The 14927-nt window shown below is 58.3% G+C and carries 11 protein-coding genes; 3 read left to right on the top strand and 8 right to left on the bottom strand.

Annotated elements, in window-relative coordinates:
- Positions 1-298: 298 nt before the first annotated feature.
- The 3 genes from Pan181_RS22765 to Pan181_RS22755 all read right to left on the bottom strand — a co-directional run bounded on the left by Pan181_RS22765 (position 299) and on the right by Pan181_RS22755 (position 5924).
- The gene (locus Pan181_RS22765) at positions 299-3532 is read right to left on the bottom strand and encodes a WD40 repeat domain-containing protein (RefSeq protein ID WP_197528618.1); all 3234 of its coding nucleotides are present in this window, start codon (positions 3530-3532) and stop codon (positions 299-301) included.
- A 373-nt stretch (positions 3533-3905) separates the two neighbouring features.
- The gene (locus Pan181_RS26705) at positions 3906-4262 is read right to left on the bottom strand and encodes a 6TM ABC transporter family protein (RefSeq protein WP_231943677.1); all 357 of its coding nucleotides are present in this window, start codon (positions 4260-4262) and stop codon (positions 3906-3908) included.
- 75 nt (positions 4263-4337) lie between these two features.
- Entirely contained in the window at positions 4338-5924 is a 1587-nt protein-coding gene (locus Pan181_RS22755; protein WP_145250613.1) for a glycoside hydrolase family protein, read from the bottom strand.
- Positions 5925-6102: 178 nt separating this feature from the next.
- Between Pan181_RS22755 and Pan181_RS22750 the strand changes: the two genes are divergently transcribed.
- Positions 6103-6606 carry a DUF2177 family protein gene (locus Pan181_RS22750; RefSeq protein ID WP_197528617.1) on the top strand — a complete coding sequence of 168 codons (504 nt, stop codon included), beginning with the start codon at positions 6103-6105 and terminating at the stop codon, positions 6604-6606.
- Positions 6607-6857: 251 nt separating this feature from the next.
- The gene (locus Pan181_RS22745; RefSeq protein WP_145250610.1) at positions 6858-7865 is read left to right on the top strand and encodes a hypothetical protein; all 1008 of its coding nucleotides are present in this window, start codon (positions 6858-6860) and stop codon (positions 7863-7865) included.
- 84 nt (positions 7866-7949) lie between these two features.
- On the opposite strand, the gene Pan181_RS22740 is transcribed toward Pan181_RS22745, so the two are convergent.
- Complete coding sequence (locus Pan181_RS22740) at positions 7950-8150, bottom strand: hypothetical protein (protein WP_145250607.1); 201 nt, start codon at positions 8148-8150, stop codon at positions 7950-7952.
- A gap of 397 nt (positions 8151-8547) precedes the next feature.
- The gene (locus Pan181_RS22735; RefSeq protein WP_145250604.1) at positions 8548-10158 is read right to left on the bottom strand and encodes a tetratricopeptide repeat-containing sulfotransferase family protein; all 1611 of its coding nucleotides are present in this window, start codon (positions 10156-10158) and stop codon (positions 8548-8550) included.
- 144 nt (positions 10159-10302) lie between these two features.
- Between Pan181_RS22735 and Pan181_RS22730 the strand changes: the two genes are divergently transcribed.
- On the top strand, positions 10303-10689 hold the full coding sequence (locus Pan181_RS22730; RefSeq protein WP_145250601.1) for an outer membrane protein assembly factor BamD: 387 nt from the start codon (positions 10303-10305) through the stop codon (positions 10687-10689).
- Positions 10690-10790: 101 nt separating this feature from the next.
- On the opposite strand, the gene Pan181_RS22725 is transcribed toward Pan181_RS22730, so the two are convergent.
- From Pan181_RS22725 to Pan181_RS22715, 3 genes are all read right to left on the bottom strand, one after another.
- Positions 10791-11966, bottom strand: coding sequence for a DUF1559 domain-containing protein (locus tag Pan181_RS22725; RefSeq protein ID WP_197528616.1), 1176 nt, complete (start codon positions 11964-11966; stop codon positions 10791-10793).
- A gap of 100 nt (positions 11967-12066) precedes the next feature.
- Positions 12067-13398 (bottom strand): LamG-like jellyroll fold domain-containing protein, encoded by a 1332-nt coding sequence (locus tag Pan181_RS22720; protein WP_145250598.1) that lies wholly within the window; start codon positions 13396-13398, stop codon positions 12067-12069.
- Positions 13399-13469: 71 nt separating this feature from the next.
- Positions 13470-14900, bottom strand: coding sequence for a PEP-CTERM sorting domain-containing protein (locus tag Pan181_RS22715; protein ID WP_145250595.1), 1431 nt, complete (start codon positions 14898-14900; stop codon positions 13470-13472).
- Positions 14901-14927 lie beyond the last annotated feature (27 nt).

The raw sequence follows: 14927 nt of genomic DNA, 5'->3' as shown, positions 1-14927 counted from the left end.
TGTTGTGTAAGAAAGGAGCCTGCTGTGGATCGTTGCTTGTGGTTGTGCGAAGCGAATCGGTGCTTGGTTACGCGTCGTCGTGGGGGGAGTTTTGCCCCCACTCGCCAGCGGTGTGGGGCGAAATGACTGGCGATGGATTTCCCGTTAGATGAAAAAACGCCTGCAAATACAGGGGGAAAGGCAATGCTCGCGGCCGACGTGCAATCAGAATAAAGCCCCCACGAATCGATTTCCCGCTTTTGGGGGCAATTCGGTGGGGGCAAAAAAACGATGCGACCTTTCACGGTTTCTGCCTGGATCACTCCGGTGCTGGTTCGGTGTCAGGCTCTGCTTGCAGTTCTGGCTCCGCTTCCTCAGCAGCATTGGTTTCAGCGTTGGCAGCTTCGTCGGCTGGTGGTTCGTCGGCTGGTGGTTCGTCGGCTGGTGGTTCGTCGGCTGGTGGTTCGTCGGCTGGTGGTTCGTCGGCCACCGGTTCGGTCGGCTTTGTTGGTTCGTTGGGGGTAAGCGTTATTTTCCCTAGTTCGACCGCATGCTGTAAATCGTCTTGACCTTCGATGTTCCACACTCGCAGCGTGCCATCCAGGCTCACCGAAGCCAGCTTGGTGCCATCGGGCGAAAGCCGAATGTCGGTTATTCGCAAGCAGTGACCAAACAGATGGCAACGCTGTTGTCGCGTATCCGCATCAAACACAGAAATCTGATGCCCGTCCACTTCGGGATGGGAAATGGTCAACCGCTCGGAGGTCGAAGCAATCAGCCGATGCTTGCTCGAGCTATCGATGGAGCGAATTGCAAATTGTTCAGCGACAGGCAGCTCAGGACGCGCTATGAGAGGATACTCGTTCTCTGGCCAAGCAGCAGTAAGCACAGGCAAAAACTTCTTCTCTTGAAGGCTGAATCCCATGATCCCCGACAATTGCCCCCCGATTAGCAGGTTGTTTTCCATGGCTTCAAGCGAGACACAATTGTTTAGCCCAGCGAATCGGATCCGATGAACAACTTCGCCTGTATCGACGTTCGCCACGCAGTTATGCGATTGGGTAGAGATCGCCAGCTGCTTGCTATCGTCAAAGAAATCAATGTCGCCCACGCCGGCGCCGATGTTAATCTTGGTGATTCCAGCACCGACTTCTTTCTTGCGCCAGATCCAAACCTCCCCTTCGCTGCTACCAACGGCCAGGTAGTTGCCATCGGGCGAGAATCGCACCACGGTGAGCAGGCCAGGGGGTGGGTCGAGTTCCGCGTGCTCGACTCCCTCGTCGGTGAGTGTCCATACGTAGAGCTCTCCCTCTGCGTTGTCGTATCCGCCGACCGTGGCCAGTTTGCCTTCGGTCGGATGGAAATCGAGCGAGCGCACGACGGTGAGCACCGGCAGTTCAAACTTCAGGTCGCCCGTCGCCGCATCCCACAACTTGATCTGATGTCCACGATCGGTGCCGCCGGTGGCGATCATGTCGCCCTCGGGCGAGTAAGCAACGCTCAGCAGCACTCGCGCATCGGCCAACCGATCCCAGAGTTGCCGCTCGGAGACCTTCGACGCATCGGCCCACGTTCGATAACGGAGCAACTGCTTCTTGTCGGTAAAGTAATTCTGGTAGTACTGATGTCCCATTTTCTCCAACGCAGGGCGGGCCAATTCGCGATCGCTGAGCCGCAAAGCCGTCCACGCCCGCAGGGTCGGGTACATGGTTGTGCCGGTGAACTTGTTCGCGAGAAGCACGGATCCTTGGTGAATCCGCTCATAGTCGAACCCAAAGCTGCTAAGGTGCCCTTCGTCGAAAAAACACTTCATCTGGTTAAATACCCAGGCATACATCATGGCGCCATGTTCTTCGTCGCGTTTGTCGGCCTCGGCTTGCAGGAAGGCCGCCAAGTCGCCCGGCTCGCCCATCCAGCGAGGCAGCAAACAAATGCCCATCGACGAGTACAAAGGCAGATAGTCTTCGTTCACCGCACGCCCTGCGAGAAACGACATCATCAAGGTTTCTTTGGGAAGTCCCAATCCTTGACCGATGCGGATTTGCAACTCGAACAACGCGGGATCGTCGCCGGTTCGCTCTTGGGCTTCCAGCAGCAGCTCGGCCGCTTGGATCAGTCGCGTTTTGAATTGGAGGTACCCTTCTTCGGTGACCGATCCGATATACCCGGTTCCGCGGGCAACCCACGCGTACGCGTGCAGGGCTTCGGCTTTGCCGATGCGGGCGGTGCTCGACTCGGGATACGCCTCGAGCCAGGCATCGAACTTCGCCAGATGATCGCGCCAGCCAGACGAGGTTGTATCTTCAGGTTGTCGCACGGCCTGGTAGAGCTTCCAGTACATGGGGAATCCCATCATGTCGAACGAACCTCTTTCACGAAACTTGTCTGCCAGTTTCTCGAGTGTTTCGAAATCGCTATTCGCCCAAGCACTCTCGGCTTGCGCCAAGCGGTAGCCGATCACGAGTTCTGCCGACCAGGCCGGGGGCGGCAGTTCGAACAGGCGAATGTCGCCATTCTCATAGACGCTAATTCCCTTTCGCGCATCGGGGCTGACGACAGCCAGTTGCACGTCGGTACGTTGCGGGGGAAACTTCTGAGTGAATCCTCCGACGTCGTAATCGTAGAACGTCAGGCTGCAATCTCCATCGTAGATCGCCATCACGTTGCAGCCTCGCAAGAATTGCAGGTCCCGACACTTGGTTTCCATCGAAAGCTCGTGCTGACCGATCCTTTTTTGGTTCTTCTGGTTGTACGCCATGATTTGGCCATTGTCGGTAGCCATGAAGACCAGATGCCGATCGTCGGTCGAAGCGGCAATATCAATCGGCTGCCCCAGCGGCTTGTCGAAAACGTGATCGCTAAACTCCATGCCGCCTGCGCGAAGCCTTCCGACGTACCACACTCCTTCTTCTTTGCTTTCCAGTCGCAACGACTGAAAACAAGCCATCATGCCAAGTTGAGCAAGCCATTCACAAGGTTCGCTACCAGTTGTGAGGGTAAACTGCGATGCGTCGTGGATACTCCGATCAAACTTCGGGTCGAAGCTTGCGAAGTTACGTACCGCCGTGTTGGTCTGCAAGTCGTACAGGTACATCTTGATGTGAAGCCGGTTGTGGTTCTCTCGCTGCTGAACGTCCGCACCGCCCACAACAACGTATCGTGGATCTTCTGCAAACCGGCACCTTGGCAGCGGAATCGTCTCGTCGCGTATCGACTGTACTTGCTCGCCAGTCGCAAGATCCCACACGATGCATTCGCCATCGTCGTGGGTTGTGACCGCCAGCTTGCTGTCGGGGGCGATATCGAGATCGTACACCTTTTTGCCCTTTGGCAGGTCCCAAGAGAGCACCTCGGAACCAGTAGAGCTTTCGCGATACACGGCATGACCATCGTCGTCGATTGTCAGCGCGTGGGTCGAGTCGACGGTGAACGCAACCTGCTGGACGGTGCTGCTATGTCCCTTTAAAGCAAAGGAGTTTATCTGCTTGATCTCGTTGGCGTTGACATACTCAGGAACTTGCACCACCGGCAAATCGACTGGCGTGAACAGCACTTCGTTGCTATTCGAGCGAACAGTATTTGTAGGTCGCGGACTGGATGACTTCGATTGAACTCCCGAAGGCCGAATCAGCCTCGGCTCCGGCTTTGGATGAGCACTCTCCGGAGTCGACACCGCGGTGTCCCCCTCGCCGCACCCGACCAACGCACAAGCCCCGACCATACAAAACCAGGTGCACAGAAGTTGCACCGAAAATTGCTTGCCAAATCGCTTCACCGCGACACCCCCTAGTAGGATCCTGATGCAGTTACCACCGCACATCCATGATAGTCGCATCACGCGAGTCTTCCCAGACTCTGCGCAGCAAACAGCTAGGGTACACGCTTTACCGTTAAAACACCGGGGGAGTCAGCAGCTTGGCCAACGGCTATTCCGCTTCGACCGTTTCGGGCTCTTTGTCGCGATTAAAGAGTCGCTTCGCACGTTCGGCGGCGGCTTCGATCACTTGATCGGTTTTTTCGGTCGCGGTTTCCGACAACTTGTCGGAGTCGACCTTCTTGATGGTTTCGATTGCCTTACCAGCACCCGCGGTGACAACCGGCTGCACCTTGTCGGCAAAGTTACCAAAACGCGACTCGACTCGCTCGACCGATTGCACCGCCCGCTCGATCTTCGGCAGCAGCCCAAACACGAGCCCGGCTCCGAGCACCACCACTGCAATCATGTTAGCGGCCAGCAGCCACACCATGATGGAGAGCTTTTTGACAACTTCGGGTTGGTCCATGAGAAAGCCCCTTTGCGACAAGCAAGTTGTGAACGATCAAAGCCACGCACCGCTGCCGAAAGCCTAACACCATGGCTAGCCAGTCACAAGATGTTGCACCGACTGCTGGGGGCTGTACATTTCGTGGAATTCAACGTCGTACATTCGCATGCGAGACGACTCCAAATAGACGCCGAACAGCCCTTCGGTGAAGGTCGAATCGGCCAGCGTCAGAATCACCCGCCCGTCCACCGAAAGCTCCAGGTAATGCCCGAAAGCAATCAGCGTAAGCTCGGCCTTGCCGGGAGTTTCGCTGTACCAGTTGCCCCCCTGCAAGGTGCGGAACTGCATCATGTGCTCGCCGGTGCCGGGCTGGCCGGTTTGCCAGGAGCGGAGCTGGGCGATGCCTTTGAGCAGGTCGAGCGAAAGGTAGTAGCCGTCCTGGGTTTCGGGATTGACTCGGAACACGATGCCACACTTGCCGAGCCCGCACAGATCGATCTTGGCACTAAGTCTTGCCGACTCCAAGCTGCCATCGAATACAAACACCTGATAACCAGCTTCGCACGCCAAATCAAACGCGTTGCTCTCAACGGTAATGTGCTGCTCGCCCGTGTAATCGCGGAGCGGGCGGATGCGGCTGGCATCGATTCGCCGGCCGATCCAATTGTCAAATCCCTCGTAGGTGATCGCGCGAAGCAAGCCGTTGCTGGCTCGACTCAATCGCTTCGGTGGTGGCATCAAATTGTTCGAAGTGCGGTCGGGCCCGCCAAGCGAGAAGAAGTTCCAGAGCAGCCAGCCTTTGTCGTCCTGACACACCCGTGCGGCGTAGTTGCCTTGGGCAAGCAGCACGTTGTCGTAATAGCTCCGCCATGGCGAGCCAATTTTGCTGGTATGCCAGTAGCGAATCTTCGCGTCCTCGCGCAGGCTGCCGATCAGGTAGTACTCCTCCTCGATCTTCAGCAGGTTCGGCACCTCGATGTCGTCGTACAAGCCGGGATGATGCAGCGGCGGGCGGGCTTCGAACTTACCGGGGGCGACTTCCTCCATCACCCCGACACAGCCGCGACGCACCACAGGGCCTTCCTTCGTGCGGGCGGCCATGATCAGCCACCCGCGATCCCCTTCGCGATAGTAATACGGATCGCGGAAACTCACCCACTCGCGACCTTCGTCGACGGTCGACTCGTAGAACTCCGGCGACGGTTCCAGCGGCAGATCGCTCGCGGTATCGATCGGCGCATGGCGGCAACTCAACGGTTGCTCGAGTGCCATCTGACGCGCTTGACGCACCAGCGGCGGATCGTGTGCCCCTCGGTGGTCGAACCAATTGACGGGAGTCTTTCGCCAGTGATACAGATCGTCGCTTACCGCCAGGCCGATGCGCTGGACGTCGCCTTGCTCGCGGCGCGACAAACCAGTGTAGAACATTCGCCAGCGATTCGGCTGATGCGGATCGGGCGAGACCGACATGGTCCACAGCATCAGGTCGTCCCACGAACCGGGATCGCCGATGAACAGAGCGTTGTTCACGCGCCGCCAGTTGATAGCGTCGGTGCTCACCGCGTGGGCGATAAAGTCGTGATTCGGCAGCACCAGATGGAACAGATGGTACAGACCCTCGTGGTACAGAATATCGACGTCGCCAATCGCCTTGCGGCTGCCTTCAGTTTCAGTAAACACGATGCAATGCTTCTTCGGAGTTTGGAAAATAGCCAGGTTGCTTGTTGGGTGTCATCGGCTAGCGACCACGCCTCGCACTACCGCCAACAAGCATTCCTCGAAATTGTAGCCTGCTCGGCCGTTTTCATCTATTTGCATCTTCCTTCTCGATGGTGTGGATTGCGGGCATTCTCGCGGAATGCCGGTTCTGCCCGCGTTTTGGGTGGTTGCCATGGTCGGTTGTCGCATCGCGTCTACAATGCTGCACCTGTCGAATCGCCACCTCTCCATTTTCACGCTCATGTTGCTCTATCTGAAAATCTACGCTGTTGCCCTGGTAACGTTCCTGGCGATCGATATCGTCTGGCTGGCGGCCGTCGCTCGCGGGTTCTATCAAAAGCACCTGGGCTACTTACTGGCCGAACAGCCGAACCTCTACGCGGCCGGCGTGTTTTACCTGCTGTTCGTCGCGGGGATGGTGGTGTTCGCAACGATGCCAGCCCTGGCGGCCGGGTCGTTCTGGAGGGCGCTCGCGCTAGGTGCCTTCTTCGGCCTAGTGACTTACGCCACGTACGATCTCACGAACCAGGCTACGGTAAAACAATGGCCATGGATCGTGACCGCCATCGACCTGACGTGGGGCGCGTTCATTTCGGCCACGGTAAGCACGGTCGGATATTTCGCTGGACGGTGGCTCGGCTAGTGCTGTTCTAGTGAAAAGACGCTCTGCAGTCTTTGCCCCACAAAACCATTGCCCCTTTGGTATCCAGTAGTTAGATTACGGTCATCATTGAATTGACTTCAGGCGATTTGCACGGACTCCTACGCAACCGCTACGAATCAATGGCCGTCGACCGATTGGGTACCCCCCTGCAGCGGTTGAAGACCTACCATTCGTGGCGGTTCTTTTTGTGTAGGGAGTCTCTCACTCGACGGCGATCTATGACTCACCGAATGGAATGCTACCTTGCGACCACCCTTGCCCTCTCCACCCTCCTACTAAGCCTGGCCGACACCCCGGCAACCGCAGCACAGATTGCCTGGCAGCGCCCAAAGACCATCACCGACGAATCGGACCTGAGCACCACCGGCGACCTGGTTCACGCGGGCTCTTGGGGATCGACCGACACAGTGAACGTCGAGTCCGGCGGACAAACCATTCCCTTTGCCAACCTGGCTGCAAGCGGCACCAACAGCGATACCATCCAGCTGACTGGCCTTGACTTCGAAACAACGAACGACTCGTTCTTTGACTCCAGCGAAACCAGCGTGGATACGGATTTCGAGACCGTGCTCGACGGATTCGTCTTCAAATCAGGCACAGGACTCGGAGTGAAGCAAGCGACGCTCTTCGGTCTCGAAGTCGGCACCTTCTACGAACTGCAAGTACTGATCAGCGACGACCGCGTAGGGAATCAAACCGTGCAGCTTGGCGATACGCAAAACGAAAGTGAAACCGCCCCAACGGTCGGCAGCCTGAGTCCATCGGCCAAGCTGGTCGATAGCCCGATTTTCACGGGTACGTTCGTCGCCGACGCGACCACGCAGGACTTTTTCCTGTTCGGCTCAGCAACCAACTTGCGATCGCTCGCGGCTTACCAACTTCGTGTGCCCACCTCGATACCCGTGTTCGATCCACTGCCAGGCGACTTCAACGACGATGGCCAAGTCGACCTGGCCGACTACACCCTCTGGCGCGACAACCTGGGAACCGATTTCAACCTGGAAGGAAACGGCGACGAACTCGGCGCCAGCAAAGGCATCGTCGACGCGGCCGACTACCTGCTATGGAAAGAGTCGTTCGGCAACTCCCGCCCGAACAACATCGTCCCCACCACCGCGACGGTGCCTGAACCTACTGGCCTAGGCTGCTGTTTGTTGGCTTTGGTGGCCTTGTGGGGAGGGCGACGCGGAGCACACCCGGCAAGACTTGGAGCACACCGTCCTGGACTATCCAGGTAAGGAGGAGAGGGATCGAAGAAGCCTTAAAGCAATGCAACTTCAGGATGAATCGGTGGACGAGTGCCTTCATCGCAAGAGATGCAGCTACTCTTTGCTCTGGAAGCCTTTGCGAACAAGGTCCCAAAGGAAGTTACCAGCCGCCGCGCCAGCGACGACTCCCAACACGACCAGCTTACCCATGCCGCGATTGCGAGAAGTATCGGGTTCGAATGCAAGAAAAAGCACGGCAATGGCAATGGCAGCCCCTGCTAATCCACCGACGATTCCACCAGCATTTAGATTCATCGCCTCAACACCTTTTGAATAAGTACTACGTTCTTCACACGAAAGGAGTCCACCGCGGTGCCACTTTAACACGGGTGACGACAATGGAGTAGGCCAAAGTGATTGTGGATCTACGGGTCTTATTGCAGCTGGTCCGTGTGGAGTTAGCGCTCGCAATATCACCTGTCCGTAAATACTCAGATATCGGACTGATGGGAACGCCCCAAAAGACCTGCCGCAATACTAGAGTTCCCGGTCGAGGCTGGTTTGATTTCCGAATCTGACAACAGCATTACCTACCATTCAAGATCAAGCGAGCTCCACCAATCATCGTGATCACTGTCTAATGTCAAAACTCCGGAGTCCGCGGTTGGACAGGCGTGCTCGCGATTGCGTGCGTCTCAGTGAGCTGGCTCGGTTAGGCGTACCCGTGGGCTTCTATGGCTGGTTCGAGGGTTGCCAGCAGTGGTTCGAGTTCGGCTTGGTAGTTTCGCCACCGCTGGTTGGCGGTCCGATAGATCGGCATCGTCGCTTCGGCGTACGTGGGGGCGCTGATGTGCAGGTCGGCTGCGGGGGTGCGCGTGTCGAACATCGTTGGCTCCGCGGTCACACCGAACTGCTTCAGCACTGGAGCGACGGCTTGCGCCGGATCGGTGACCAGCTGCTCGTAGCGGATCTCCGCCCACCCGCCTGCTAAGCGTTCGCGAAGCGAGTGCCAGTTCATCAGGTCGTCGTTCACTCGTTGGGCGGCAGAATCGGGGTCGACAAAATCAACGCTGAAATCATTAAGAGGACTAAAGGTCATGAAACAACTTATCAGCACGTCGCGGGGATCGCGGAGCATGATCGCGAGCGGGGCTCGCGGCATCAGTCGCAGGTACGTCGGTAGCACCGGCAGCAGCGACGGATTCTTGTCGACCAGCAGCGGGTCGGCGTCGGGTGAAGCGCCCAAGGCGGCTAGGAGAAACGAGCGGTACGTGTCGCGAAGCTCGTGGAGCTTGTCGTCTGCAATGCCCGAGAGCACGTCGATCTCCAGTTCGGCGAGGGGGATGTCGCTGAGCATCATGGGAATCATGAAGCGCGAGAATGCGTTCCACTCGTCGGCGGTTACGATTTGCGAATGGCGGGACAGGATCGTCTCAAGCAGGGTGGTGCCGCTGCGGGGGAGTCCGGAAAGCAGCATCGTGCGACTCGCTTGCGGGTCGCTGACCGACTCTTGCCAGGCTCGCAGATGCGATTCGTCGAACGACTCGAGGAGTTGCTGATGAGTGGTTCGCTGTTGATGGCGATGCTCGCGGTACTCTCTGGCGTGCTTACGGCCGAGGTGCTTGCCCTCTACGGCGGCTTGCCAGGCCTGAGAGTACAACTGGCGCGCATCGAGCGTGCGGGCGAGTTCGCTGTAAGCGCGACTGCGAGTGAGCCAGTGCGGCCGCTCCGCTTGGGCGACCTTCGTGAGCAGCTCGATAGCCTGCTCGTGCGAGCCTTGTCGGCGGAGAATACGTCCGCGGACGACCAGCGTTTCGGGATCGTCGGGCTGCAGTCGCAAGCGGGCATGGGTGGCCTCGAGCGCGGCATCCAGTTCTCCTGCGTGTTCGTGCAGCAAAGCCAGTTCGAGCCAGGCGTCGAGATGGGCTGGATCGAGCTGCACCGCTCGCTTGAGGCAACGAATCGCTTCGGTAGGATGTCGCAGGATACGGTAGCTCTGCCCAACGAGAAACCAGCCCTGGGCGTTATTGCCGAGATGCTGCTGTGCGTCTTGCAGCAAGTGCAACGCCCGCGGAATGCGATAGCACTCGCCGAGTGCGCGACTGGCATCGACCACGGCGAGCAAGTGGTGCGGATGCTCAGCGACTGCGCGTTCGAACAATGCGAGTGCGTGAAACAGCCGATTGCCTGCCCACAACGCCCGTGCTTGTTGCAGGATGGGAAGATCGCCGACAGCAGTCGCAGCAGCCGCTTGCGATGTTGCCGTGGAACGCGATTGGGCGGCGTGCTTCTTGAGTCGCGTTTTCTTTTGCTTCTTTGTCATCGTTCCGACAAGTTGATGAGGAGTCGCGGCGAAGTGCAACAAGTTTCTGGAGAATCGACGTTAGTTCTACTTGCACAAACGCATAGGCTTCGGCACACTCTTCGGTACCCTCTCTAAGCCATTTACTCTAATGAGGAATCTGTTATGCGAAGGCCTGGCTATCTCACTTGTATTGTGACCGTGGGGCTGCTCGCGAGTCTAGCTGTTGGGTGTAAATCGAGTTCTGATCCACCCGACTTTGGCAACGCTGGCGAGCTTTACATGGAAGCGCAGAAGGCGCTCAACTCGGGCGACACCGAGCAAGCGATCACGCTGCTCTCGCAGTCGATCGAAGCCGATCCAATGGTCTGGGCGTATCGCGATCGAGCCTGGCTGTATGCGAAAGCCGACCGCGACGACGACGCGAAAGCCGACATTGAAAAGGGGATGGAACTAAGCCCCGGCGATTACGAGCTCACCTGGCTGCAAGGCGAACTGGCGAAGCCGAAGGGAAAACGACAACTGGACAAACGCCCGCAAGCTACTAAGTAGCGTGCGTGGATGAAGTCGTGAAAACAACGCACAAGGCGTGAGCTGACAAATAGTTCACGCCTTGTGCTGTGTGTTGGTTTGCTGTGAGCGAAGGGAGCGGATTAACGACCGCCGCCACCGCCGCCGGACGAAACGTTCGCATAGCACATATCAGCGATTGTTTGGCTGGCGCGAGTGCCTGAGGCCGACCAAACTGCGGGGTCGATGTCCTCGTTGAAGTAGTCGACCGAACCGTCGCACATGGCCATGTGGGTGCCGCCTGGGTGATCGCTACCAAAGCCGATCTGCACCTTATGGCAGTCGGGGTTCGAAGCGGTATAGCTGAACGGAGCCGACTCGCAAGCGCTGTTGTTCGGAAAGCCCTTGTAGTAGTTGATCGGCACGCCGGTCGAGCCCATGGCCTCGGAGACGTCCATGCCGTTGTAGCTGTCGATGTCGTCGCTACCAACGTACCAGTGGTCGATCTTCACGCCAGGACGGTCCTGGTTGTGATTCGACAAGCGACCGGCGGTTTCGGCATCAAACCAGGCTTCGCCGAGCAGGGTGGTCTTCGAACTACCGTCGGTGATCTTGGCCATATTCACCTTGCTCCACGAATACATCACTCCGTCGAGGTCACCCCACACATGCAGCCCGGAGTTGCCAGAGTACTTGGACTTGCATTCCGTGGGAGTCATGCTGCCGCTGCTGGCCGAAACGCTGGCCTGGTTTTGAGCCAAGCCGGAAGCCGACGCGGTGTAGCTGCTCGGAACGCGACGCACGACGTGCCAGGGAGTGGGCCAGGTGCTGGAGTCCCACACATGGTTGGGAGCGGCCGACGAAGGACAACGGAAAGCAGGCAGCAGGGTTTCGCAGGCGCGAATGTTCTTGCTGCAATCGTCGAGCGATGCCCAGGTGTAATTTGGGTTCGAAAGCGCCCACTGACTGTTGCCGCATGGAGGAGGTGTGAACTCCGGATCCCAACTGCCATCGGCGATGGCGACCAGGTCTTGAGCCACCTCCTGTTCGATGTACGGCATAATGTAGTACGACCACATACCGCCTTCCTGGGTGCGAGCCCCATGCGGGAAGTAGCCACGCACATCGTGGAAGTTCAAGCACGCCAAAGAGAGTTGCTTGAGATTGTTCTGACAGGTGGAGCGGTGGGCTGCCTCGCGGGCAGCTTGTACTGCAGGCAACAACAAGGCAACCAGGATTCCGATGATCGCAATCACAACCAGCAGTTCCACGAGCGTAAACCCGTAGCTGGCGCGTTTCGGCAGCTTGGTTCGATCCATGAAACTCATCTCACTTTCTTCACCCGAGGAAACACACAACCATGAACAATGGCGACTCACGCGCTCGGTGCACGAACCCGTGAGTCGCTTACAATAAGCATTAACGCCGGCGAGCGACTCCAACGACCAACAGTGCCAGGCTGCCAAGCACGATGGTGCTTGGTTCTGGAACGGCGGTGCCGCCGCCGATGGCAGCCAACAAGGCAGCACCAGCGGCCGAGTTGGCTTGGTTAATTTCGTAAAGGTCGAGCAGGTCGACTTTGCCGTTAAGGTCGATGTCGCCGCTCAGTCGGGTCGACAGGTCGGCGACGATCACCCCATTCACGCGGTTCCTGGTTCCCCAGCCATCGAGGAATGCATTCAGGTCGCTGCCGGCCGCATTGGAGTAGTCGATGACACCATCGGCGTTCACGTCGGCAGCCCCGGCGCTGGCCGACAAGGCGTCGGCAATGAAGTCGTTATCCGCAAACAGATCGAAGGTACCGTAGTTGGTCGACGTGGCCTCGGAGGTGCCCCACACGAACATCTTGACGTCGTCGAGCGTGCCGGTGAAGAAGTCTTCGCGGGTGCCATCGGTATCGGTGTCGCCGGCACCCAGGAGCAAAGTATCAAAACCTTCGCCAGGGCTGAACGAATAGTTGCCGGTTGCCAGGGCGACCGCGTTGCCATCGACATAGAGCACGCTGTTGTTGCTGTCGCGATCCGCGACTTGCATCACGTGATACCACTCTCCGTTGGTCGGCGCGGCCAGCGAATCGCGGTCCGATGCGTAGTCGACTCCATTGTATCGCATGGTCCACAGACCGTCTTCGATACGCACGCCGTGGGCGTTGCTGTCGCTGATGATGCTTTGATCGCCTGCGGCCACTGCTTCGGGCATCACCCAGAACTGTATGCCGCGCGAGCGGATGCCGGAGTAGTCCTTCACGCCGGTGCCGGGCGAGCCGATGCCGTCGTCGGCACTGGAGGAAACCGAGATCGAAGGATCGCCGAGGGCCTTGCTCTTGGGATAGGGCGAGCCGAGTGCCCCGGCACTCAGGTACTGCTGGCTGCTGCCGACAAACCGCACGCCTACTACGCCGGATTCGCCAGGAACCGAGGGGCGCGAGGCGACGTTCACGTACGTCGGCGAGCTGGTGAGCGAATTGGTAAGGTCGAGCGCCTGCGGGGTAAGCAAGTCGATGTAGGTGTTGGTGCCCGAACTGGCGAAGGGATCGCTATCGTAGGATCCACCAAATGTGGGATCGGGCTGAACCAGGTCCTTTGCGCCGAGTTCGGCGACGGTGCCCGGGGGCGAGACCGGTGAGAACCCGGACCCGTCTTCGTCGCCGAGCAAGTAAAGACGATCTAACCGCACCGCGGCGGTGGCCATGGTCGCCATGCCGATGGCTACGCAAGCACACGCCAGAGTCAGAAAGCGTTGAGTTCGCATCGAGGAAGCTCCTTATATCAACGGCTCGTAAGCCGTGTGGAATCGTTGTATTAGCTCTTGAGTGGATGATCCTAAAAACGACGTCGGACGACAGTGCCACCTGCGAGGGTTGCCAGGCCGATGAGCAGAACACTCGTACCCGGTTCAGGCACATTCGTTGCACTCACTGCGGAAACCCCAGAAGGCAGGTAATGAACAAAACCATCGGAGAGCGTGCTGTAACCCACGGGGCTCATGCCCCCTTCGGCTCCCAGGTTGTCGCGCCAAATGGTGTAGTCGGCCAGGTTCACGGTGCCGTCGCCGTTGCCATCGGTGGCAGCATCGCTGGTGCCGAACGCCGACTTCCAGGCATCGTAGTCCTGCATGTCGACCACTCCGTCGTCGTTGTAGTCGCCATCGGGAGTAACCAGTTCGATCTGTCCGTAACGACCGAAGGTGAACTCCAGGTCTTCGGTCGGACCGTCATAGGCAGCCCCCAGGCTAAGACTCTCTCCGGGCGCGAGCGAGGTTGCTCCTTGCAGGAAAAGCTCACTCAGAGCGGAGTCGCTCAGGTTGCCACCTTCTTCCCAGCCGTTGCCAGTGCCATTGCCGCCAGTGCCAGCGAGGCCCGACTCTTGCAGGCTGGTCCAGTTGGCCAAGTCGAGCGATCCGGCCTCGCTGGTGATTTCGTAATAATCGAAGTAGACCGTATCTTGCGACGTGTTGACGATGGCCATCTCGCCCGAGTCGGAGACCTGCAGGCTGAGCGTGTAGTAGCCGGCGACTTCGTTCACTTCGCCGACCAGCACGTTATCGACCGCAAACCACCAGTCGTTGTCGGCATCGATCATGCCGATGCGAAGGGTCATGTTGTTCGAAGTGCGGTTGGTGAAGTCGGAACCTTCGACGTAAGTCACCTTGGCACCCGACAAGATGTTGTCGCCAGTAACCTCCGAATCAAGATCGAGGATGGTCTGGTAGTTGGTTCCTCCGTCGAAGGAGACTTGCACGAGACCTTGTTGCGATTCATACGAAGCGAACTCGTAGGAGAAGTCGACCGCGAGTGCACCGGCTGGAACGCTCGACACATCGACCGTGGTCGACCAGTAGGAGTTGAAACCCAGTTGATCGCCATCGGCAAAATCGTCCCAGGCGTCGCCATCGAAGATCAAGGCATTATTGCCTTGCAGGAATCCGGTGTCGTTCCGCCCAAGTTGGTTGCCTTGTTGCGACTCCCACTCGAACCGATTCATGGCAGTACCGCCATCGTAGGCCAAGTTGGTGCTGGGGGCCGACATGCCGCTGTTGTCGCGAGTCCAGCCAGGGATCACATTGGTGTAGCTGGGATCACCCGCGGTGAGGGTTAGGTCTTCAAAGTTCTGGTTAACGAGAATCTGGCCATCTGCCTGGCCGCTGAACAGGATGCCGCCCGCCAGAATTGCCGCTCCGGTGGTCGCAACGGTCGAAGTCACAGCCCGACCAAGTTGCCGAGCCACGCCGGCCGCGAGATTGCGAATCTTCATGGTGCATGAACTCCTGAGAGTGTTTGT

The sequence above is a fragment of the Aeoliella mucimassa genome, from assembly GCF_007748035.1.
GTDB lineage: Bacteria > Planctomycetota > Planctomycetia > Pirellulales > Lacipirellulaceae > Aeoliella > Aeoliella mucimassa.
Note: the sequence above shows the minus strand (reverse complement) of the source record. Positions and strands in the feature narration are given on the sequence as shown.